The sequence below is a fragment of the Dactylosporangium sp. NPDC000244 genome (assembly GCF_040300725.1).
Classification (GTDB): domain Bacteria; phylum Actinomycetota; class Actinomycetes; order Mycobacteriales; family Micromonosporaceae; genus Dactylosporangium.
In genome coordinates this window covers 57,200-78,442 of record NZ_JBEPEH010000021.1, presented here as the reverse complement: position 1 = coordinate 78,442, position 21,243 = coordinate 57,200, and the positions used below count along the sequence as shown (strand labels likewise).

At 71.7% G+C, this 21,243-nt stretch carries 19 protein-coding genes and 1 pseudogene; 8 read left to right on the top strand and 12 right to left on the bottom strand.

Going from position 1 to position 21,243, the window contains the following annotated elements; genetic code table 11:
* Nucleotides 1–54 precede the first annotated feature (54 nt).
* Nucleotides 55–282: a hypothetical protein gene (locus tag ABT369_RS28835; RefSeq protein WP_350616574.1), complete on the bottom strand. Its 228-nt coding sequence runs from the start codon at nucleotides 280–282 to the stop codon at nucleotides 55–57.
* Between the two features lie 118 nt (nucleotides 283–400).
* Between ABT369_RS28835 and ABT369_RS28830 the strand changes: the two genes are divergently transcribed.
* Complete coding sequence (locus ABT369_RS28830; RefSeq protein ID WP_350616572.1) at nucleotides 401–2,020, top strand: methyl-accepting chemotaxis protein; 1,620 nt, start codon at nucleotides 401–403, stop codon at nucleotides 2,018–2,020.
* Between the two features lie 29 nt (nucleotides 2,021–2,049).
* Here ABT369_RS28830 and ABT369_RS28825 read toward each other — a convergent pair whose 3' ends face one another.
* From ABT369_RS28825 to ABT369_RS28800, 6 genes are all read right to left on the bottom strand, one after another.
* Nucleotides 2,050–2,523, bottom strand: a complete 474-nt coding sequence (locus tag ABT369_RS28825) for a RidA family protein (RefSeq protein WP_502891835.1) — start codon at nucleotides 2,521–2,523, stop codon at nucleotides 2,050–2,052.
* Between the two features lie 2 nt (nucleotides 2,524–2,525).
* Nucleotides 2,526–4,148: an amidohydrolase gene (locus ABT369_RS28820; protein ID WP_350616570.1), complete on the bottom strand. Its 1,623-nt coding sequence runs from the start codon at nucleotides 4,146–4,148 to the stop codon at nucleotides 2,526–2,528.
* Between the two features lie 76 nt (nucleotides 4,149–4,224).
* Nucleotides 4,225–5,703 (bottom strand): aldehyde dehydrogenase family protein, encoded by a 1,479-nt coding sequence (locus tag ABT369_RS28815; RefSeq protein WP_350616569.1) that lies wholly within the window; start codon nucleotides 5,701–5,703, stop codon nucleotides 4,225–4,227.
* The gene (locus tag ABT369_RS28810; protein ID WP_350616567.1) at nucleotides 5,700–6,098 is read right to left on the bottom strand and encodes a cupin domain-containing protein; all 399 of its coding nucleotides are present in this window, start codon (nucleotides 6,096–6,098) and stop codon (nucleotides 5,700–5,702) included. Before ABT369_RS28810 ends, ABT369_RS28815 begins: the two co-directional genes overlap by 4 nt.
* 27 nt (nucleotides 6,099–6,125) lie before the next feature.
* Nucleotides 6,126–7,727, bottom strand: a complete 1,602-nt coding sequence (locus ABT369_RS28805; RefSeq protein WP_350616565.1) for a phytoene desaturase family protein — start codon at nucleotides 7,725–7,727, stop codon at nucleotides 6,126–6,128.
* Between the two features lie 31 nt (nucleotides 7,728–7,758).
* Nucleotides 7,759–8,145 carry a nuclear transport factor 2 family protein gene (locus ABT369_RS28800; protein ID WP_350616563.1) on the bottom strand — a complete coding sequence of 129 codons (387 nt, stop codon included), beginning with the start codon at nucleotides 8,143–8,145 and terminating at the stop codon, nucleotides 7,759–7,761.
* 134 nt (nucleotides 8,146–8,279) lie between these two features.
* Between ABT369_RS28800 and ABT369_RS28795 the strand changes: the two genes are divergently transcribed.
* The 5 genes from ABT369_RS28795 (at nucleotide 8,280) to ABT369_RS28775 (ending at nucleotide 14,223) form a co-directional block, all read left to right on the top strand.
* The gene (locus ABT369_RS28795) at nucleotides 8,280–9,398 is read left to right on the top strand and encodes a PLP-dependent cysteine synthase family protein (RefSeq protein ID WP_350616562.1); all 1,119 of its coding nucleotides are present in this window, start codon (nucleotides 8,280–8,282) and stop codon (nucleotides 9,396–9,398) included.
* Nucleotides 9,399–9,516: 118 nt separating this feature from the next.
* On the top strand, nucleotides 9,517–10,581 hold the full coding sequence (locus ABT369_RS28790; protein ID WP_350616561.1) for an ABC transporter substrate-binding protein: 1,065 nt from the start codon (nucleotides 9,517–9,519) through the stop codon (nucleotides 10,579–10,581).
* Nucleotides 10,578–12,362: an ABC transporter permease subunit gene (locus ABT369_RS28785; protein WP_350616559.1), complete on the top strand. Its 1,785-nt coding sequence runs from the start codon at nucleotides 10,578–10,580 to the stop codon at nucleotides 12,360–12,362. Before ABT369_RS28790 ends, ABT369_RS28785 begins: the two co-directional genes overlap by 4 nt.
* Nucleotides 12,359–13,450 (top strand): ABC transporter ATP-binding protein, encoded by a 1,092-nt coding sequence (locus ABT369_RS28780; protein WP_350616557.1) that lies wholly within the window; start codon nucleotides 12,359–12,361, stop codon nucleotides 13,448–13,450. The genes ABT369_RS28785 and ABT369_RS28780 overlap by 4 nt, the downstream gene beginning before the upstream one ends.
* Before the next feature lie 11 nt (nucleotides 13,451–13,461).
* On the top strand, nucleotides 13,462–14,223 hold the full coding sequence (locus tag ABT369_RS28775; RefSeq protein WP_350616555.1) for an IclR family transcriptional regulator: 762 nt from the start codon (nucleotides 13,462–13,464) through the stop codon (nucleotides 14,221–14,223).
* A gap of 72 nt (nucleotides 14,224–14,295) precedes the next feature.
* Here the strand turns inward: ABT369_RS28775 and ABT369_RS28770 are convergent.
* Both ABT369_RS28770 and ABT369_RS28765 read right to left on the bottom strand, forming a co-directional pair.
* Nucleotides 14,296–14,562: pseudogene (locus ABT369_RS28770) on the bottom strand (DUF6183 family protein); the annotation flags it as partial.
* 45 nt (nucleotides 14,563–14,607) lie between these two features.
* On the bottom strand, nucleotides 14,608–16,632 hold the full coding sequence (locus ABT369_RS28765; RefSeq protein ID WP_350616553.1) for a fibronectin type III domain-containing protein: 2,025 nt from the start codon (nucleotides 16,630–16,632) through the stop codon (nucleotides 14,608–14,610).
* Nucleotides 16,633–16,781: 149 nt separating this feature from the next.
* Here ABT369_RS28765 and ABT369_RS28760 point away from each other — a divergent pair, with 149 nt between their 5' ends.
* A complete protein-coding gene (locus ABT369_RS28760; RefSeq protein WP_350616552.1) occupies nucleotides 16,782–18,590 on the top strand; it encodes a methyl-accepting chemotaxis protein in 1,809 nt (602 codons plus the stop codon).
* A gap of 45 nt (nucleotides 18,591–18,635) precedes the next feature.
* Nucleotides 18,636–18,815, top strand: coding sequence for a hypothetical protein (locus ABT369_RS28755; RefSeq protein WP_350616550.1), 180 nt, complete (start codon nucleotides 18,636–18,638; stop codon nucleotides 18,813–18,815).
* Here the strand turns inward: ABT369_RS28755 and ABT369_RS28750 are convergent.
* From ABT369_RS28750 to ABT369_RS28740, 3 genes are all read right to left on the bottom strand, one after another.
* The gene (locus tag ABT369_RS28750) at nucleotides 18,787–19,395 is read right to left on the bottom strand and encodes a class I SAM-dependent methyltransferase (RefSeq protein ID WP_350616548.1); all 609 of its coding nucleotides are present in this window, start codon (nucleotides 19,393–19,395) and stop codon (nucleotides 18,787–18,789) included. The two genes, ABT369_RS28755 and ABT369_RS28750, sit on opposite strands and share 29 nt — an antisense overlap.
* Nucleotides 19,396–19,457: 62 nt before the next feature.
* A complete protein-coding gene (locus ABT369_RS28745; protein ID WP_350616546.1) occupies nucleotides 19,458–20,261 on the bottom strand; it encodes a hypothetical protein in 804 nt (267 codons plus the stop codon).
* Nucleotides 20,262–20,328: 67 nt separating this feature from the next.
* Nucleotides 20,329–21,201: an AraC family transcriptional regulator gene (locus ABT369_RS28740; RefSeq protein ID WP_350616544.1), complete on the bottom strand. Its 873-nt coding sequence runs from the start codon at nucleotides 21,199–21,201 to the stop codon at nucleotides 20,329–20,331.
* Nucleotides 21,202–21,243: the final 42 nt, after the last annotated feature.

Below are 21,243 nucleotides of genomic sequence, written 5' to 3'. Positions count from 1 at the left end.
TATCCATGGCATCGGCGTGCGCGGCCCCGACATGCGCCAAGGCGGCTCGCGGTCCTAGGTCTGGGCGTCCGTGGCCGTGGCCGTGGTTAGGTTGCGCCGGATCGTGTTCAGCTCCGCCCCGCACTGGTCGAGCCCGGCCCGGACCCCGGCGGCCTCCAGGGGCGACCAGCCGCACTGCACCGCGCAGCCCAGCAGCGCCTCGGTCAGCCGCAGGTGGGCCCGGACGATCTCGACGAGCGGCCCGACGTCGACCGTGAGGCAGTCCGGTGTCGGCTGTTGCATGCCCTCACCGTAACCGGCCTCGGTTGCAAGGTGCGGTGTTCGCGTCTGACCGTGCCGGGATTCGACTTACGGTGCATTTTGGTCGCCCCGAGCGCTGTGGAAGGACCGGACAAGGCGCATGCACGATGTGGAACCGGCCCGGAAGCGGTCGTGGATCGGACCTGTCGGCAACCGGCGCGTCGGTACGAAGATTCTGCTCGCGGTGCTCGTCGTCGCGCTGTTCAGCCTCGGCGACGGGATCACCGCGCTGAGCAGTCTCGGCATGATGAACGACCAGGTGGGCAAGCTCAACGGGTTCAGCCGCCAGCTGCAGGCCTCGGGCGGGCTGCGCGACCTGGTGACGCAGGCCATCGTCGCCGTCGACGAGCACGTGCTCGCCGCCGACGCCACGGGGCGCGCCAAGGCCAGGACCACGCTCGACGGGCTCGACACACGGGTCGCCACGTCCACCGGCGCCGTGCGCGGGCTCGGGCTCGACGCGGCGCAGACCCGGGCGCTGGACGACTTCGGCTCGGGCTGGCAGCGGTACCTCGACACCGTCAACGGCTCGCTCCTGCCCGCCGACGACCGGGGCGACCGCGCCGCGGTCCTGCGGGCCCGGACCGAGGCGAGCTCGATGGCCACCGCCGTGCAGGGTTCGCTGTCGGCGCTGGAGTCCGCGACGGTCTCGCGCGCCGACGGGGAGGACGCCTACGCCGAGGGCCGCTACAACGGCACCCGCAACGAGGTCGTCGTGATGCTGGCGGTCAGCTTCGTGTTCGGCGTCGCCCTCGCGCTCGCCATCAGCCGGCTCATCACCGGGCCGCTCAAGGCGTGCGTGGCCGCGCTGGGCCGCATCGGCGACGGCGACCTCACGGCGCGGGTGGCGGTGCGCTACGACGACGAGATCGGCCAGGTCGCCGCGGCCCTCAACGGCACCGCCGGCTCGGTCGCCGAGATGGTGCGGCAGGTCGGCTCGGCGTCGGATCAGGTGGCGGCCGCCTCGGAACAGCTCTCCACCGTCTCCAACCACCTGGCCTCGGCCGCCGAGGGCACCAGCGCGCAGGTCGGCACCGTCGCCCACGGCGCCGAGGACGTGTCCCACCACGTGCAGGCCGTCGCGGCCGCGACCGACGAGATGACGCTGGCCATCAGGGAGATCGCGAGCAACGCGGCGGAGGCGGCCGGGGTCGCGTCCGCGGCCTCGCAGACCGCGCAGCGCACCAACGACAGCGTCGAGCGCCTCGGCGACGCCTCGGCCCAGATCACCTCGGTCGTCGCGCTCATCACCCAGATCGCCGAGCAGACCAACCTGCTCGCGCTCAACGCCACGATCGAGGCGGCCCGGGCGGGGGAGGCCGGCAAGGGCTTCGCGATCGTCGCGAACGAGGTCAAGGAGCTGGCCCGCGAGACGGCCAAGGCGACCGAGCAGATCTCCGGGCAGGTCGAGTCGATCCAGTACGAGACCACCGGCACCGTCTCCGCGATCGGCGAGATCGCCACGGTGATCGGCACCATCAACGACTACACGGCCACCATCGCCTCGGCGGTGGAGGAGCAGACCGCGGTCACCGGGGAGATCGCGCGCCGCGTGGGGCAGGCCGCGGACGGCTCGGCCGGGATCGCGTCCACCGTCGGCGGCGTGGCCGAGAGCTCGGCCATGGTGAGCACGAGCGCGACGCAGACCCAGGCGACCGCGGCGGAGCTGGCCCGGATGGCGTCCGAGCTGCGCAAGACCGTCGCGGCCTACCAGGTCTGAGCCGCTGTCCGAGGCCACCACCACCGCCGCTACGGGTGAAGTTCGACGACCAGTTCGACCTCGACAGGAGCGTCGAGCGGCAGCACGGCGACCCCCACGGCGCTGCGTGCGTGCCGTCCCCGCGGCCCGAACGCCAGCTCCAGCACTTCGCTCGCGCCGTTGGCGACCTGCGGTTGCGCCGTGAACGAGGGGTCGCTCGCGACGTAGACGACCGCCTTCACGACCGCCGCGACGCGGTCGAGGCCACCGGCCACGGCCGCGACCGCGGCGAGTGCGTTGACCGCGGCCTGCCGGCCGCACTCCCGGCCCTCTTCCAGCGTCACGTCCCCGCCGAGCTTGCCCCGGTGCAGCAGCTGGCCCTCACGCAACGGGAGCTGGCCCGAGGTGTGCACCAACAGGCCGTTGCGGGTGGCGGGCACGTAGTTGGCCAGCGGCTCGGGAGGGACCGGAAGTTCGATGCCGGCCGCGGCCAGCCGGGACACCGGATCGATCTGCTCGTCCACGCTCAGCCCCGCTCGAAGACCAGCGCCGCGCCGATCCAGGTCTGCGCGACGGTCAGGGCGGCCAGATCCGTCGGCTCGGTCTCCAACGGGTCCTCGGACAGGATGACGAAGTCGGCGAACTTGCCCACCTCGAGCGAGCCGACCCGATCCTCCCAGCCGATCGAGAACGCCGACCATTCGGTGTACATCCGCAGCGCCTCCTCGACCGTGACCGCCTCCTGGGCATCCAGCACGGCGCCGTCGTTGGTGCGCCGGGTGACGGCGGCCTGCATCGCCGGGAACGGGTTGTGCTGGTCCGCGGTGATGCCGATCGCGTCGGAGTTGCCCGGGATCGGCAGGCCGTGGTCGATCAGCGTGCGGAACGGCATCACGGTCCCGATCCGGTCGCTGCCCAGGTGCGCGACGTATCCGGTCGCGGTGGTCAGGATGAAGGCCGGCTGCGGGACGGGGACGACTCCGGAGGCGGCCAGCCGCTTGATCCGCTCGTTGGTCATGAACATGTTGCCCGCGTGTTCGATGCGGTGCCGCACGACGCCGTGGCGCGCGGCCGGCAGTGCCAGCGCGCCGTCGATGGCCTGGTCCAGGGCACGGTCGCCGATCGCGTGCATGGCGATCTGCAGCCCGGCCGCATCGGCGGTGGCGACCAGGGCGGCGACCTGGCCGTCGACGAACGCGAGCTCGCCGCGGTAGCCGGGCTGGCCGGGGTAGTCCTCGTGGAGGGCCGCCGCCCCGGCGGTGAGCCCACCGTCGAGGAAGACCTTGAAACCGACCATCGCGACATGGTCGGGGTCGAGGGCGTCGATGCGGGCCTTGGCGCTGCCGGTGCGCACGTCCTCGGCCGACACCACGGCCTCCAGCTTCGGGTACAGGGCGGCGCGCAGCACCAGGTCACCGTCGGCGGCGATCGAGCAGATCGCTTCCAGCCCGGCGTGGTGCAGCGGGATGTCGCCGACCGTGGTGACGCCGACGGCGAGGTACCGGTCCTGCACTCGCTTGATCGCCGCCGCGAGGTCCGAGACCGCCGGCTGCGGGCCGCCGAGCGGCTCGAACATGTCGTAGGTGCGGCCGGTGGCGACGCCGGTGGCCGGGTCGCGCTCGATCCGGCCACCGGGCGCGTCCGGAGTGTCGTCGTCGACCCCCAGCAGCTCCAGGCCCAGCGAGTTGAAGACGTTGAGGTGGTAGCTCGCCCGATACATCACCGGGTGGGTGGTGCTGACCCGGTCCAGGTCGTACCGATCGGGATAGCGCCCCTCGGCGAGCTTGAGATTCTGGTAGTGCTCCCCCTGACCGAGGATCCACTCGCCGGCGGTCGTGGAGCCGGCGCGCTCCGCGAGCGCGGACACGATCTCCTCGATGCTCGACGCCCGCGACGAGCGGCAGTCGACGGCGAGCTCCCAGGAGTAGGCGAGCAGCTCCAGGTGGGAGTGGCAGTCGATCAGCCCGGGGATCACCGCCGCGCCGCCCAGGTCGACGACCCGCGCATCTGCGGCCCCGGCGAGAATCTCCTCCGTCGTCCCGATCGCCGTGATCCGGCCGTCCTCGGCGCGAAACGCCTCCGCGACGGTTCCGGCCCGGTCCATGGTGCGGACCCGGCCACCGACGAAGCACACCGTCTCTCCTGGCACTGCTCTACCTCTTTCTGGGTGTGGTTGTGAAGCCGCCGTCGCGGCCGAGGCCGGCGATGGCGGGTCAGGCTGTGATTCAGCGGACGGCAGGCATCTGTACGGTCTTGGTTTCCAGGTACTCCTCGACGCCGAGCCGCCCCCGCTCCCGTCCGAGGCCACTGGCGCGCATGCCACCGAACGGCAGGGCCGGCTCGCTGACCAGCGGCGTGTTGACGCCGACCGAGCCCGCCTTGAGCTTGCGGGCAACCGCGGTCGCGGCGGCCTGGTCACCGCCGAACACGTACGCCGCCAGGCCGTACTCGGTCGCGTTGGCCAACCGGACAGCCTCGTCGACGTCGGCACAGCGGATGACGCTGAGCACCGGGCCGAAGAACTCCTCGCCGAGCACGGCGGGCTGGCTGCGTCCCTCGGCCGTGAGCAGCGTCGGCGCCAGAAACGCGCTCGTCTCGTTCTCGGCAGTCCTGGCGCCGCCCGCGACGACGGTCGCGCCGCCCGCCACGGCCTGGGCCAGCTGCGCCTCGATCCTGCTCACGGCCGCGTGGTCGATGAGCGGGCCCATCGTGGTCGCCGGGTCGCGCGGGTCGCCGAGGACGATCTGCTCGACCGCCGCGGTGAGCTCGGCGACCAGATCGCCGGCCTTCGAGTCCACGACGTACACCCGGTTCGCGGCCATGCACGCCTGCCCGGAGTTGAGGAACCGGGCCCGGACCAGGTCACGCGCGGTCTGGGCGACATCCGCGTCGGGCAGGACCACGGCGGCCGCGTTGCCGCCCAGTTCGAGCAGGACCCGCTTGATCGACGACGCGGCCTTGCGCATGACGAGCTCGCCCACCGCGCGTGACCCGGTGAGGCTGATGCAGGCAACCTCGGGGGCCTCCAGCAAGACGTCGCTGACCCGTCGCGGATCGCCGGCGACGACGACGTTCAGGACGCCGGGCGGCAGACCCGCCTCCCCGAAGCAGCGTGCGATGGCCAGCGCGGTGAGCGGCGTCTGCGGGGCCGGCTTCAGCACCACCGCGCAGCCGGCCGCGAGCGCGGCGCCGACCTTGCAGGCCACCATGAACGCCGGGAAATTCCACGGCGTGATCGCGACGACGACCCCGATCGGTTCGTGCAGGACCAGGGCGTCGCGGCCGGGCGCGACGTCGGCCCAGGCCTCGCCGGGAAGCCGCAGCGTCTCGTGGCTGAACCACTCGAAGAAGCGGACCGTGTTGCGTGCCTCGCCGATCGCCTCGGCCAGCGGCTTGCCGGTCTCGGCGCTGATGAGCTCACCGAGCGCCTCGACCCGCTCGCCCAGCAGGTCGGTCGCGCGGCTGAGGACCTCGAAGCGCTGCCAGCCGGTCGCCGACGACCACCCGTCGAGGGCGGCCGCGGCCGAAGCGACCGCCGCGGCGGCCAGGTCGGCGTCGGCGTCCCCGACCGCGCAGATCGTGGCCCCGGTCGCCGGCTCGTGGACGTCGAACGTGTCCGGGGCGCTCACCCAGGTGCCGCCGATCCACGAGCCCGGGCTGTCGCCCACGAGCTGTGCGACCAGATCGGCCGGCCGGCTGCTCATCGCGCGCCCTCGGCACCGCAGGCGGTGTAGTCGGCCTCGCCGACCTCACCGGTCCACTCGACGTCGCCGAAGTGGAGCACCAGCTGGATCAGCTGGGCGGTCGCGGTGGCACCGTGCCAGTGCTCGACCCCGGGCTCGGTCCAGACGACGTCGCCCGGGCGCATCACCACCACCTCGCCGCCGCGCTCCTGGATCCAGCCCTCGCCGGAGACGGTGTAGAGCATCTGGCCGCCCGGGTGCCGGTGCCAGTGCGTGCGCGACCCGGGCGCGAAGAACATGTTGAGGGCGCGGGTCCCGCCGTCGGCCAGGACGATGTCCGACCAGACCTGTCCGGTCGTGGTCGCCGGCCGCATGGCCGACACCCGGTCCGCCGGAATACCTCGTCCGATGATCATCGTGCTCCTCTGGTTCGTGGGGTCGGGTCAGTCGGTGGAACGGCGGACATCGCTCAGCACGCGGTTGCTCGCGTTGTAGCCGGTGACGCCGCTCATGAAGTTGCCCGGCCAGTTGCCGACCCCGGTCAGGTAGAGCCCCTCGACCGGGGTCCGGTAGTCGGCGCAGCCGGGGATCGGGCGCGAGTCGAAGATGTGCCCGGGCACGATGTCGCCGTGCGCACCGTTGCCCTCGACCAGGGCGAATTCGCGCTCGAGGTCCAGCGGCGTGTAGACGTGCACGCCGGCCAGGATCTGGGACAGGTTCGGGATGTGCTCCTCCAGCGTGCTGACCACGGCCTTGCCCAGGTCGTCGCGCTGCTCGTCCCAGGTGCCCTCGGCCAGGTGGTACGGGACGCCCCGAACGCTGAGGCTCATGAAGTGGCATCCCGGCGGGGTCAGCGAGGGGTCGTGCGCCGAGTCGACCATCGCGGTGACCGTGGGCCGATCGGTCCAGCGCCCGAGCACCGCCTCGTTGTAGGCGTTCTGGAGCACGTCGATGCTGGCCGCGATCCGGAAGTTGGTGCCGAGGAAGAGACGGTTCTCCTCCTCGTCCTGCGCGGCGGCGAACCGTGGGGTGCCCTCGAGCGCGAGGTGGACCTTGGCGGAGGTGCCCTTCATGCTGACGGACTTGGCGAGGTCGTACAGGTCCTCCCCGATGTCCTCGGGTCCGACCAGCTTGGTCAGGGTCAGCTTCGGGTTCGCGTTGGAGACGACCCGGGGTGCGCGGAACTCGCGCCCGTCGCTGAGGACGACACCGAGGACCCGCTGGTCCTTGCAGAGGATGCGCTCGACCTGCGCGCCGGTGAGGATCGTGGCTCCGTGGGCACGGGCGGACGCCGCCATCGCGCCGGTCACGGCGCCGATGCCGCCCATCGGCGCGGCGTTGCGCATCATCAGCTCGTTGTCGTCGTGGCTGCCGACGCTGCGCATCGACTCCTCCCACAGCGGCCGTTGCAGCAGCAGGTAGCCGCTGCCCGGCGTGCGCGGGCCGACGAAGTTGGTCGCGACCGCGGTGCCGGCGAAGAACGCCTGCAGCTGCGGGGACGAGAGCCGCTCCTCGAGGATGTCCGCGACCGGACCGAACATGATCGACTCGAAGTCGCGGCGCTGGCGCGGGGTCGTGAAGCGGGCGGCCACCTCGGCGAACGACGGCGGCGGGTCGTAGAAGGAGACCTTCATCTGCCGGGCCACCGAGGCGTACAGCTCGATGACCGAGGCGTAGCCGTCGAGGTCCGCGTCCCCGTGCGCGAACTGCCGCATGACCGCCCGGCGCTTGACCCGGTCCGGCCAGGCCGGCAGGGCCCGGCCGTCCGTGAAGAGGGTCAGCGATCCGAGCGGCGGGTGGGCGAAGCGGAGCCCGTGCTTCTCCAGCTCCAGCTCCGCGGCGATGCGCGGATCGAGGCTGTGGCTCGCATTGGCCACGCTGCTGCCGCGGTAGCCCGGGAACACCTCTTCGGTGACGCAGGTGCCACCGACGACGTCGCGCCGCTCCAGGGCCAGCACCTTCAACCCCGCCCGAGCCAGGTACCCGGTGGCCACCAGACCGCTGTGCCCGGTTCCGACGACGATCACGTCGTACGCCTGTTCCATCCGCTTCCTCCCGTTCCGTCGCCGTTGCCGGTCAGCCCAGCGGGCTGATCCGTCGAGCCGAGACGCGCCATCCCGCGTCGGTGCGGGTCACGGTGTCGCGGTAGATCGCCGCGGTGATCTTGCCTTCGGCCCGCAGGGCGAGCGCCTTGCTCTGGCATTCCGCGGTGTCCTCGCCGGCGCCGGCCACGACCACGTTCGTGATGTGGTGACTGACCGCGGGCGTCGCGATCGCCTTGAAGCTCGCGATCACGTCATCGAGCCCGTTGGCCGTGAGACGGCCCGGGTTGTCGAAGAAGATCTCGGGCGCGAACACCTCGCCGAGCCGGTCGTACTCATGGGTGTCGAGGAGGTAGGCGACCCGGTTGAGGACTTCCTCGATCGCTCGGGCATCGGCCGGATTCACGGGTTGGTTGGTCACGGAATTCCTTTCAATACTTCCATACAGTGGAAGTCCAACTTCCGTACCATAGGATGCCTTTGGATTCGAACACGGTCAAGCGCCACCACGGCATCCGCGAGAGCGGTCGGAAGCAGCCCCGAAGGAGAGCTCGAATGACGATGCGCGACCAGGCCTGTGCCGACCGGACCTGGGTCAACGAGGCGATCCGCCGTGTCGAGGCCGATGCCAACCGCAGTTCCGACACCCACCTGCTGCCCTTCGACCTGCCCGGCCGGCACGGCGTCGACCTCTACCTGAAGGACGAGTCCTCGCACCCGACCGGAAGCCTCAAGCACCGGCTCGCCCGCTCGCTCTTCCTGTACGCGCTCTGCAACGGCTGGATCGGCCCGGCCACGACGGTGGTCGAGGCGTCCAGCGGCTCGACCGCGGTCTCCGAGGCGTACTTCGCCCGCCTGCTGGGCCTGCCGTTCATCGCGGTCGTCCCGGCCTCGACCAGCCCGGCCAAGCTCGAGCTGATCGAGTGGCACGGCGGGCGCTGCCAGCTGGTGGACCATGCGGGACAGGTGTACGACGAGGCGCGGCGCCTCGCCGCCGAGCTCGGTGGCCACTACCTCGACCAGTTCACCTACGCCGAGCGGGCCACCGACTGGCGCGGCAACAACAACATCGCCGAGTCGATCTTCGAGCAGCTGTCCGGCGAGGCGCAGCCGGTGCCGGCCTGGATCGTGGCCAGCGCCGGCACCGGCGGAACGGCGGCGACCATCGGGCGTTACCTGCGCTACCGGCGGCACTCGACCCGGCTGCTGGTGGCGGACCCCGAGCACTCGGTCTTCCTCGACGCCTGGCGCCTCGGCGATCGCGGACTGCAGTCGGCCCGAGGCTCGCGGATCGAGGGGATCGGCCGCCCGCGCGTCGAGCCGTCGTTCATGCCCGAGGTGATCGACGAGATGGTCCGAGTGCCGGACGCGGCGTCGGTCGCGACCATGCTGTGGATCTCGCGCCGCCTGGGCCGCCGGGTCGGACCCTCGACCGGGACGAGCATGTGGGCGACGCTCGGGCTCATCGCCGAGCTGGAGCGCAACGGCGAGCGGGGCAGCGTGGTGAGCCTGATCTGCGACGGCGGCGAGCGCTACACCTCGACGTACTACGACGCGTCCTGGCGCATGGAGCAAGGCATCGACGTGGCGCCGTACGCCGCCGTGCTGGACGAGTACGACCGTTCGGGATCACTTGCCCGCGTGATCGCGGGAAAGCCCGGCCACAGCTCTTGACAGCCCGCCGCTTGAGCCACAGCATCTCTGCAATGGAAGTCACACTTTCACTCTGTGGAAGTGCAACTCGGGTGGGTCCACGTACCCAACCGGCCGTTCTGACCAAGAAGGAACCCTTATGCGAACAAGTCTCGGCGTGACCGGGGGCCGGCGTCGCGTCAGTGCCGTGCTGGCCGCGGTTGTCGTGGCCCTGGGCATCACGGCCTGCTCGGGCGGCGGGGATGAGAAGGGGTCGATCACGTACGCCGGCTTCGGCGGCACCTACCAGGACGCCGTCAAGGCCACGCTCTTCGACCCGTACTCGAAGGACAGCGGCGTCAAAGTCCTCTACGACAGCAGCGGCTCCGACGTCGCGAAGCTGGTGCAGATGTCCAAGTCCAACTCGATGAGCGTCGACCTGATCGACGCCGAGGACTCCTCGCTGGCCCAGTTCATGGCCGCCGGCGTGCTGCAGCCGATCGACACCAAGAACCTCACCGGATTCGCCGACCCGAGCGCGGTCACCGAGTACTCGGTGCCGTGGTACACGTTCTCACGCAACCTGTTCTGGAATAAGGACAAGGTTCCCGGTGGCCTGCAGTCCTGGGCCGACCTGTTCGACACGAAGCGAATCCCGGGCAAGCGCGGCATGGTGGGCCTGCCCTGGGGCATCATCGAGGGCGCCCTGATCGCCGACGGTGTCAAGCCCAGCCAGCTCTACCCGCTCGACCTCGACCGCGCCTTCGCCAAGCTCAACACCATCCGCGGCGACACCATCTTCTTCAAGTCCAACGGCGACCTGCAGAACGCCATCTCACAGGGCGAGATCACGCTGGGCTACGGGAACCTCGCGCGGATCAAGAGCATCGCCAAGAGCGGCGCGGTGCCGCTGGACTACACCTGGAAGGGCGCCGTCCTCTCCGTGCAGCAGCTCGTCATTCCCAAGGGAGCGCAGCACGAGCAGGACGCGTACAAGGCGATCGAGTATTCGCTGAAGCCCGAGGTCCAGAAGGCGATCATGGACAAGCTCGGCTACACGCCGTCGCTGAAGTCGGTGGTCGACGGCCTCGACGCCAAGGCGCGCGCCGACCTTCCCGGCACTCAGGAGACGGCCAGCGACGAGACCTTCCGCATCGACGTGAACTGGTGGGCCAAGAACGGCGCGGACGTGCTCAAGCGCTGGCAGGACTGGCAGAACGCGTGACCACCACTCCGGCATCCCCGAAGGTGGACCGTCCGGGGCCGGCCTCCCGCACCGCGGGAGGCCGGCCCCGCCGGCGCGGCTGGGACCTGGGCGGGGTTCCCGCGGTCGTCGTCGTGACCCTGATCTTCGTCCTTCCCGTCGCGATCCTCTGCCTGCGCAGCGTGACGGAACCGACCTTCGGCCTGCAGAACTTCACCCGGCTCCTCGGGCACTCCGGCTACGTCGCCAACATCGTGCGGACGATCCTGATCTCCGCGGCCTCGACATTCGTGGCACTGCTCCTCGGCTACCCGATCGCGTACCAGATGGTCCACGGCGGCCGCTGGCTGCGCACCTTCCTGACGGTGGCGATCATGGCGCCCTACCTGACGTCGATCCTGCTGCGGTCGTTCTCCTGGCTGGTGATCCTCGGACGCCAGGGCCCGATCAACAAGCTGATCGAGCAGTTCGGACTGGAGCCGATCGCGATGGTCTTCACACCGATCGCGGTCGTCGTCAGCCTCTCCCACTATCTGCTGCCGCTGATGATCCTGCCGCTGGCCGCCACGATGCGCTCGGTCGACAACTCGCGGATGCGGGCCGCGACCAGTTTGGGCGCCGGGCCGGCCCAGGCGTTCATCCGGGTCTATCTGCCGCTGACCAAGCCCGGCATCCAGGCGGGATCGGTCCTGTGCTTCGTGTACGGCATCGGCGCGTTCGTGATCCCCGCGCTCCTCGGCGGCTCCAAGGGCAGCATGCTCGGCCCGCTGATCCACAGTGCCATCAAGGAGAGCGGCGACTACGGCCTCGCCTCCGCCGCCGCGCTCGTGCTCGGCGTCCTGGTCCTGGTCATCGTCCTGGGCTTCCAGCGGCTGACCGGGATGTCGACGACCGAGATCGCCGGCCGGTCCGGCGCCACGACCGCCCGCTTTGGCCGGGCCAAGCGCGGCGGCGGACGCGTCCTCAGGCTGGCGGGGCGCGCGGTCGGCGGACTCGACCGCCTCGGCGTCACCCGCAGCCGCAGGCTGCCGAAGGTCGTGGCCGCCGTCCTCGGCGTCCTCGTGCTGGCGCCCCAGTTCATCGTCATCCCGATCTCGTTCGCCTCCACCGAGGCGCTGGTCTTCCCGCCGGTCGGCTACTCGACCCAGTGGTACTCGGAGTTCTTCACCGCGGACTGGCTCGATCCGCTCGCGGTCAGCGTCCGGATCGCGCTCTTCGTGACCGTCATCGCCGGGCTGCTCGGGACGCTCGCCGCGATGGGCGTCGTCCGGGGAACGGTCCGCCGGTGGGGGGCGCTGACCTCGACCCTGATGATGCTGCCGCTGCTGTTCCCGACCGTGGTCGCCGCCGCCGGCTTCTACGTGGAGTTCGAACGGATCGGCCTCGTCGACACCGAGCTGGGGATCGTCCTGGCCCACGTGACGCTGGCGCTGCCGTTCGTGTTCAGCGTGGTCAGCGCGGGGCTCCGCTCGCTCAACCCGGCCTACGAGCGAGCCGCCTCCAGCCTTGGTGCGAACCGGGCGGTCCAGCTGCGCCGGATCGTGCTGCCTCTGATCGCCCCGTCCGTCGTGACCGCCGCCCTCTTCGCGTTCCTGACCTCCTTCGACGAGTCGACGGTCGCGATCTTCCTGTCCGGCGTGCACGTCAAGACGCTCCCGAAGCGGATCTTCGAGGCGCTCTCGCTGGAGACCAACCCCACCGTGGCGGTGATCTCCGTCTTCGTCATGGCGTGCGCCGCTGTCATCTGGCTCGGCTATGCGCTGTTCCGCCGCTTGACCCGGACCTCGAGGAGCACCTCATGACCGCCAGCCACGGCGCGATCCAGTTCGACAACGTCCGCAAGGAATACGCCGACCACGTCGCCGTCGACGACCTCACCCTCACGATCGAGCCCGGTGAGTTCTTCACGGTGCTCGGCCCGTCAGGATCGGGCAAGACCACGACCCTGATGATGCTTGCCGGGTTCACCGACCCCACCTCGGGGACCATCCGCGTCGACGGCGTCGACATCGCGCACACGCCGAGCGACAAGCGCAACATCGGCGTCGTGTTCCAGGACTACGCGCTCTTCCCCCACATGTCGGTCCGCGACAACCTCGCGTTCCCGCTGGAGATGCGCAAGGAGCGGCGCGAGGTCATCGCCGAGCGGGTCGACCGGGCGCTCGAGCTCGTCGACATGACCGCCGCGGCCAACCGGCTGCCCGACCAGCTCTCCGGCGGTCAGCGACAGCGGATCGCGGTGGCGCGGGCGGTCGTGTTCGACCCGGCGTTCCTGCTCATGGACGAGCCGCTGGGCGCCCTCGACCGCAAGCTGCGGCAGCGTCTGCAGGTCGAGCTCCGGCAGCTCCAGCAGGCGCTGAAGGTGACCATGGTCTACGTCACCCACGACCAGGAGGAGGCGATGTCGATGTCCGATCGCATCGCCTTGATGAACCACGGCCGGATCGAGCAGATGGGGACGCCGCGGGAGCTCTACGAGCACCCTCGCTCCGCCTTTGTCGCGGACTTCCTCGGCACCAACAACATGCTCGCGGTCCGTCCCGAGGCCCCGGGGCGGCTGAGCGTCGAGAACGGCGGGCTGCTGCCGGTCGACGACGGCAGGGTCGTGCCCGCCGACGCGTCCGTGGCCGCGGTGCGCCCGGAGCGGATCGCGCTGACGAACATCGCGGCGACCCCGCCTCCCGGGTTCAGCCACTGCACCGGGAAGATCACGCACCGTCTATACCTCGGCTCGCACACGATGTATACAGTCCACTCCGAGACATTCGGCCCCGTGCGGGTGCAGATGCAGCACGATGACGGCGAACATCCCTACCGTACCGGCGAGACAGTAGGCATGATCTGGCGGACACGTGATGTGAACGTCTTCGGCTCGAAGGCCGAACGATGAAGGGGGCCACCTTGACCGAGCTGGAAGACGAGCCCACCGAGCAGCGCGGCGTCAGATCGGTGATCCGCGCGCTCAACCTGCTCTCCGCGGCCGCTCGCGGGAGCCGGACCCTCACCGAGCTCGCCGGCCAGGCCGGTGTCAGCCTGAGCACCGCATCGCGGCTCCTGGCGACGCTGAAGATGGCCGACTTCCTGGAACAGCACGCGGACGGCCAGTTCTTCCCCGGACCCGAGCTGACCGCGCTGCTGTACGCCGGCGACCAGTGGTCGGGCATCCGCAAGCTCGCGGGAGAGGTCGCCTCCAGCCTCCGCGACGAGCTCGACGAGACCGTGGCGTTCTTCGTCCGCTCCGGCAACGACCGTGTCTGCATCGAGTCGGCCGAGTCCCGCCGGCTGGTGCGCAGGGTCTGCCACCCTGGTGAGCGCGGGCCGGTGTACCTGGGCGCCGCGGGTAAGGCCCTTCTCGCGTTCAGCAACGCCGAGCACGGCTACCTCGGTCTGCCGCCGGGCACCGACGAGTTCAAGACGGAGTCCGGGGCCGTGCGCACCCTGGCGGATCTGCGGGCCGAATGCGCCGTCATCCGGGAACGGGGCATGGGCTACAGCGGTCGCGAGTCGACCGAGGAATCGTGGGCGGTCGCGGCGCCGATCTTCCAGGGCGGCCTCCTGCTCGGCGTCCTGGCCGTGGTCGTCCCGATGACCCGGTCGGACGAGCAGTACGTCGCGAAGATCCAGGCGGCTCTGCAGCGAGCGGCCGAGGCCAGCAGCCGCTGAGCGCCCGACGGAGTCGAGGCCCCGCGTCGATTCGAGGCCGAGCCCGCGCAGGAAGGCCGCCACCGCGCCCGGGCGGAGAGGCATCTCGAGGTCGTACGCGCGCGACTCCACCTGCCCGTTGGACTCGGCCGCCCAGTTGCGCACCGCGGCCTCGATGGCGACCGACCGCTGCTCGGTCGTCGTCTCCCGCGCGGCCGGCACCGGGCCGCCGTCGCCCTCGACGGGCGTCGACACCTCGGCGGGCAGGCCGCCGCTGCCGCCGCTCAGGCTGTAGCGGGTGACCGCGGGGCGGCCCTCCAGCGGGGTCTCTTCGCGCACGCCGCGACTGTACCCAGGCATGCGAAAGGGGCCGCCGGGATCGCCCGGCGGCCCCTCCTCGATGCGTCAGACCCGGCGGATGCGGCCGGCCCACAGCAGGCCGGTGCCCGTCATGGCCATCGCGCAGCCGATGAGCAGCTGCAGCATGACGCCCGCGCCGGTGACCGGCAGCGTGCCCGAGCCCGTGGCGCGCTCCGCCACGGTCAGGGCCAGCGCCATCGAGCGGGTCGTTCCGTCCGGGGCCGCGCCCTGGGCGAGGGCCGTGTGCGCCCCCGCGGCGAGGTCGGCCGGGATGGTGATCCGCTTGCTGAACGAGCCCGTGCCGTCGGTGACCGCGGTGCCGAGCGTGCGCGGCGCCGAGTACATCGTGATGACCACCGTCGAGTAGGGCGCGAACCCGTTGCCGATGAACGTGATGTCCGCACCGGGGACCGTGGTGCTGATCTGCCCCTTGTCCGTGGTGAGGGTCAGGTTCGTCGACGGCGGCGTCGCGGGCGCGACGGGCGCGGGCGCGGCCACCGGCGCGGACGGGCCGGCGGCGGCCGACTGCGCCTCGCCGGCGAGCGCGACGACGGTGACCGTATAGGAGGTGCCCGCCTGGGCGCCGAGCACGCAGGTGGTCGCGCCGGTCGTCGTGCACGTGGCCGGGCCCGGGTTCGCGATCGCCTTGTAACCGGTGATGCCCGTGACCGGCGACGCCGCCGTCCACGACACCGTGATGGAGGAGTCGTTCGCGGTCGCCGTGACCGCGCTCGGGGCCGGCGGGAGCGCCGCGAACGTGCGGGTCACCGGGGTGGCCGGGGCGAAGTACCCGTTGCCCGCCTGGGCGGCGGTCAGCGAGCAGGTGCCGGGCTTGCGGATCTGCACCTGCTTGCCCGACGTCTCGACCGGCACGGCGGTGCACACGTCGGTCGTGTTGCTGGTGATTGTCACGTACAGGCTCGCCGACGAGGTCGGGTCCACGCTGATCCAGCTCGTCGACGACGGCACGTCCGCCGGCTGGGCGAAGGTGATCGTCTGCGGGTCGGGCACGGCCGGGTACACCTCGATGCCGGCCGTCGTGACCCCGTTGACGAGGCCGGTGAGCCCGGTGACGTCGGTCTGCCCGGTGATGGTCTTCACGCCCGTGCCCGAGAACGCGAGCGGCACCGAGGTCGTGCAGCTCGCGACGCTCGTGGCGAGCGTCGCGCCGGCCAGCTCGATGGTGGACTGCCCGGTGCCTGCGGTGAGCGTGCCCCCGCAGTCGCTGGTCGCCGAGCCGGATCCGACGGCCACGCCGGTCGGCAGGGCGACGGTGTACCCCATGCCCGACTTCGCGTCGGTGTCCACGCGGTCCAGCTTGAGGTCGAGGCTCGCCGCGCCGCCGGCCACGACGGTCGCGGCCGAGAAGGCGGCGGAGAGCGTCGGGACCGGGATCGCGGTGAACGTGGCGCTGTAGTCGTAGGTCTGGACCTGGGTGTTGTTCGCGATGCCCGTGCTGGCCGCGTACGTGCCGGCCTGGGTCGCGTGCACCGGCATGCTGTAGACGCACGTCGCCTGCGAGTTCGACATCGACGCGCCGGCGACGATGAGCGTGCGGCTGCTGATCGCGATGAGGGTGGCGCCGCAGTCGGTCGTGCCCGAGGCCGCCTCGGCGTCGACGCCGGTGGGCAGGTACAGCGTGAAGTTGACGCCGGTGTAGCTCCCGCCGCCGGTCAGGGTCAGCATCGCGGACCACGTGAGCGTCTGGCCGACGGCGGCACTGGCCGTGCTGTAGTCCGCCACGAGCGAGATGCCGGTGACGTTCTGGACGCCGCCGCCCGCGCTCGGGCTCGGGCTGACGCTCGGGCTCGCGCTGATGCTCGGGCTCGGTGCGGGTTCCGCCGCCGCGGCCGTGACGGCCTTCTTCTTGACCGAAGCCTTGTCGTGCTTGGCCTTGTCCTGTTGCTTGTGGTGTTGCTTCTGGTGCTTCTTGTGATGTGCAGCGGCCTTCGCCGGCTGCTCGGCGTGCTCGGCGGCGAAGGCCGCGGGCGCCGCGACGCCCGGGCCGGCGACGAGCGCACAGAGCACCGCCGCCCCCAGCAGCGCCAGGTTGGAGCGTTGAACTCGCACAAATCCCCCCGTGGTACCTGACGAGCCACGATTCAGCCCGTCATTACCACAAACTATGACAATTGGGTTCACCTCGGAGGGGAACTGCGAATGATCTGCGCAAACACCGCGATGTGTCCGATAGTCGTTGGTGTGGAAGGGTTCGGCCGATGACCATCGCACGACGGGCCAATGTGGCCTTGGCGGTGGTGTTCGCCATCGCCCTCACCGTGGCGATCTCCGTGTCCGTGCTGGCCGCGTCGGCCGAGCGCGAGGTGTCGGACTACCGCGGACGCATGCACCTGCTGCAGACCGCCGTCTGGGAGCTGCGGTCGGACTTCTACAACTACGACGACCAGATGAACATGTACGTCGCGGTGCTCCTCGGCGGCGACACCGGCAACGCCGACCTGGCCGAGACGACGTTCCAGCAGGCGGCCGCGGCCCGCAAGCAGATGGCCGAGGACCTGGCCACGGCCCGCCGTCTCGGGTCCGGCGCGAAGCTCGGGGAGCTGCTGACCCGGCTCGGCCGCGACTACGACAGCTACAACGGCTTCGCCGACCAGGTCCGGGCCGCGGCGCAGCAGGGCGACCTCAAGCGCGCGGTCTACGTGATGACGGTGGGCAACCTGGAGCCGTCCAACGACATGATGCCGACCCTCGACGAGGTCAGCGCGCTCGTGGACACCGAGGTGACGGGCTCGCTGGGCACCCTGCAGCGGCACCAGGCGACGATGTACCGGCTCGCCGCCGCGTTCGGCGGCTTCGTCATGCTCCTCGTCGTCCTGATCGCGGTGGCGCTGAACCTGGTCATCCTGCGGCCGATCGGGCGCCTGCGCGACCGGATGGCGGGCATCGCCAGCGGCGCCGTCGGCCGGCACGAGCGGCTGCCGGCCACCGGGCAGGACGAGCTGAGCCGCGTCGCGGCGGCGTTCAACGCGATGCTCGACGCGCTGGCCGAGCAGGAGGCCGACCTCGCCCGGGAGCACGCGGCCCGCGACGCGGAGACGCGCGCCAACGCCGAGCACGCCCGGGCGGGCGAGGCGAGCCTGCGCGACCGGGCGCAGCAGGCCGTCGCCGACAGCTCCGTGCAGGTCCGGGAGGAGCTGCATCAGGTGATGCGCGACGTCGAGCAGGTGCTGGCCGCCGCCGCGGCGATCGACGAGCGGGTCGACGCGGCCGGGCGGCGCACCACCGACGCGGTCCGCAGCGCCGGCGACGCCGACCGGGTCGTGGGGCAGCTCGGCGAGAGCCTGCAGCGGGTCAGCGGCATCACGGCGCTGATCGCGGGGGTCGCGGACCAGACGAAGCTGCTGGCGCTCAACGCGACCATCGAGGCGGCCCGGGCCGGCGAGGCCGGGCGCGGCTTCAGCGTCGTCGCCGACGAGGTCAAGCAGCTGGCCGGCGCGACCACCGAGTCGACCGCCGAGATCTCCAGCACCATCACGTCGCTGGAGGCGAACACGGCCGCGATGGGCGGCGCGATCGCGACCGTGACCGCGGGCATCGGCGGCATCGACGAGGTCACCTCCTCGCTCAGCGCGGTCGCCGACGAGCAGCGCCGCGTGGTCGAGGCGCTGCGCAACCGGGTCGTGGCCACCATCGAGCGGATCGAGTCGATGGTGGACCTCGGCGACCGGCTGGAGCGCCGCCGCCACCCGCGCGCCCATGTCCCGGCGGCCGCCACGATCGGGCAGGGCGGGCAGACCTACCCGGCCGACATCACCGACCTCTCCGAGAGCGGCGCGCGCTGCCGGACGGACGCGGCCGGGCCCCGGGGCGGCGACGTGGACCTCGTGCTGACCGTCCACGGCGAGCGCCTCGCCCTGCCCGGGCGGATCATGCGCGCCGACCTCACGCCGGACGGCCTGGAGCTCGGCATCGAGTTCACCGGCACCGGGACCGCCGCCCGCGGGCGGCTGCGCGACTACGTGCGCGAGCTCACCGAGGCGCGCGGGTCCGAGGCCGTGCCGCACTGAGCACTGACACGAAACCGTCATGGTCCGTGTGTATGGTCTGCCGGCATGAATGAGCCGTTGGCGAAGCGGCTGCGGACGGCCACCGTGGTGCTGTGCGCCGCCATCTGGGCCTCCGGCTACGCGGGCGCGTCGCTGGAGCTGGTGTCGTGGGAGCGGATCTTCGCGGTCGGCACCGCGGGCTGCGCGCTGCTCATCCTCACGACGTGGTTGCTGACGCGGGAGTGAACCGGGCCAGCAGCACGGTGTCGTGGCGGTGATGGGTGCCGGGCGGCGCGGGGGCGGTGCGCGGGCGCGTCCCGTCGGCCAGAATCGTCCACTGTGGACCGAGTTGCTCGGCGACGTCGGCCGGGTGGTAGTAGTCCTCGGGCCGGAACCCGCTGTCGGCCGGCACCTCGGAGACGTCGTGCCCGACGTAGAGCAGCAACCCGCCCGGCGCGACGGCGTCGAGCAGCCCGCGCAGCGCGGCGTCGCCCGCCTCGCGCCGCAGCGGGAAGTACTGCACCGACACGAGGTCGAAGGCGCCCGCCGCCGGCCGGCTCGTGCTCAGGTCCGCCTCGGTCCACGTCACGCGGCCGTCGGGGTCGAGCGCGGCGCCGCGCCGCAGCGCCGTCGGGGCGATGTCGACGGCGGTGACCCGCCACCCGCGGTCCGCCAGCCACAGCGCGTCGCCGCCCTCGCCGCAGCCGACGTCGAGCGCCCGCCCCGGCTCCAGCGCGCTCGCCTCGGTGACGAGCACGCCGTTCGGGTTGCCGCTGAAGAGCCGGTCCTGCGCGCGGTACCGGTCGTCCCACTCCTGTGCGTCCATGCCCACCACCATGACCCGAACCCGTCCGGCGCGGCGAATCGCTTTGCCGTTCCGGCAAAACCTCACTGCATCGCGGTGGCGACCGGGTGCTCGAACGAGGCCGGGCAGCGGAACACGTACAGCGAGTAGCCCCGCCCGATGACGATCCCGGTCGGCGTGACCGGCGCGTCTTCGAGCGGCTGCCAGCTCGCCGGCCCCTCGCTGGAGGCGGCGGTGAACAGCAGCGTCATCGGGGCCCCGCACGCCTCGCAGTCCATCGGCAGCGGGTCGGTGAGCGACCAGTTCGCGAACCCGCCGAGCTTCCAGCCCGGGGCGAGGGAGAGGTCGTACTGGTACCGCGAGCCGAACCGCTCCCGCACCCGCGCGGCGAGGTCCCCGGGCAGCGAGCCGATGTAGTCGTACTCGCGCACGCGCTCCGGGTGCACCACGCACGGCGCCGGGACGTACTCCTCGTGCACCTCGGCCGGCGCGGGCGGCTCGGCGAGGACCCGCGTGACGCCGGCCGCGCGCCGCCAGAAGACGCGCACCAGCGGGTTGTACCCCTCGTCCAGGTGGTCGAGCGGGCACCACAGCACCTGCAGCACGTCGGTGCCGTCCGGGCCCGCGAAGTCGGGGGCGTCGTGGCGGTACACCTGGGCGACGGGGATCATCGGGGTCGGCAGCGGAACCGGGTCGTCGTGGTCGTCCACGTCGCACACGGGCCACGGCTCGCCGGCCGGCCAGAGCAGCGGCCCGCCGATCGAGCTCTGCGTGACGGCGGGGGCACCTGGCCGCGGGTGCAGCCGCGTCGCCGTCGTCGTGTGCGCGTTCAGTTCGGGGAAGCCGGCCGTGACGTCCAGCGGCCGGGGCGGGGTGGTCCGCGTCATGTCCCCGAGCCTAGGCTCGGGCGATGCGGACCGGGGCGCGGCCCGGCCGCAGGGCTCGAGCCCGGCCTTAGGGCAGCGAGGGGGCGGTCGTGCGCAGGCGCTCGGCGTCCTGGCCGGGCGGGGTGCCGAACAGGCGGCGGTACTCCCGGTTGAACTGCGAGGGGCTGTCGTACCCCACGAGATGCCCGACCCCCGCGACGTCCCCGGCCCGGGCGGTCAGCAGCGACCGCGCCTCCTGCAGCCGGATGCGCTTCTGGAACTGCAGCGGGCTCATCGCCGTGATGGCCCGGAAGTGCCGGTGGAACGCCGACGGGCTCATCCCGGCCAGCCGCGCCAGGTCGGCCACGCGCATCGGCTCGGCGTAGTGCTCGTGCAGCCAGCGGATCGCGCGCCCCACGTGGTCGAGGCCGCTGCCGGCCCGGCCGATCTCGCGCACGACGGCGCCGTGCGGGCCGGTCAGCAGGCGCCACAGGATCTCCTGCTCGATGAGCGGGGCCAGCACCGGCGCGTCCGCGGGGTGCTCGAGCAGCCGCAGCAGCCTGACCGCCGCGTCGAGCAGCTCCGGGCCGGCCGGTCCGGTCGCCATCGCCGGGGGAGTGGCGCCGCTTTTGTGCAAGGCGCGCAGCAGTAGCGGCGCGATCGCCTCCGGCCGCAGCACAAGGCCCATCCCGAGCGCGGGCCGGCCGGGCGTGGCGCGCAGGAAGTGGCCGCTCACCGGGAGCGTGGCGGTGACGACGAGGACCTGCCCGGCCCGGTACTCGAACACCTCCGACCCGAGCACCAGCCGCTTGCCGCCCTGCGCCATGATGACCAGCAGCGGCTCGGTCAGCGAGTGCTCGGGCGGCGAGGCGTCCACTCGGGACAGCAGCAGCCCGTCGATCGGGGTGCGCAGGTCGGGCCGCGCGTGGGTGGCGATCAGCCGCCGCATCTCCTCCAGCACCTTGCCCACTCTTGCCGAACTCGGCAGGATCGTGCAAGAGGT

Coding starts and splice junctions, on each gene's coding strand:
- ABT369_RS28835 (WP_350616574.1), bottom strand. CDS start 282: ATGCAACAGCCGACACCGGACTGCCTCACGGTCGACGTCGGGCCGCTC.
- ABT369_RS28830 (WP_350616572.1), top strand. CDS start 401: ATGCACGATGTGGAACCGGCCCGGAAGCGGTCGTGGATCGGACCTGTC.
- ABT369_RS28815 (WP_350616569.1), bottom strand. CDS start 5,703: ATGAGCAGCCGGCCGGCCGATCTGGTCGCACAGCTCGTGGGCGACAGC.
- ABT369_RS28810 (WP_350616567.1), bottom strand. CDS start 6,098: ATGATCATCGGACGAGGTATTCCGGCGGACCGGGTGTCGGCCATGCGG.
- ABT369_RS28805 (WP_350616565.1), bottom strand. CDS start 7,727: ATGGAACAGGCGTACGACGTGATCGTCGTCGGAACCGGGCACAGCGGT.
- ABT369_RS28795 (WP_350616562.1), top strand. CDS start 8,280: ATGACGATGCGCGACCAGGCCTGTGCCGACCGGACCTGGGTCAACGAG.
- ABT369_RS28790 (WP_350616561.1), top strand. CDS start 9,517: ATGCGAACAAGTCTCGGCGTGACCGGGGGCCGGCGTCGCGTCAGTGCC.
- ABT369_RS28780 (WP_350616557.1), top strand. CDS start 12,359: ATGACCGCCAGCCACGGCGCGATCCAGTTCGACAACGTCCGCAAGGAA.
- ABT369_RS28760 (WP_350616552.1), top strand. CDS start 16,782: ATGACCATCGCACGACGGGCCAATGTGGCCTTGGCGGTGGTGTTCGCC.
- ABT369_RS28755 (WP_350616550.1), top strand. CDS start 18,636: ATGAATGAGCCGTTGGCGAAGCGGCTGCGGACGGCCACCGTGGTGCTG.
- ABT369_RS28750 (WP_350616548.1), bottom strand. CDS start 19,395: ATGGACGCACAGGAGTGGGACGACCGGTACCGCGCGCAGGACCGGCTC.
- ABT369_RS28745 (WP_350616546.1), bottom strand. CDS start 20,261: ATGACGCGGACCACCCCGCCCCGGCCGCTGGACGTCACGGCCGGCTTC.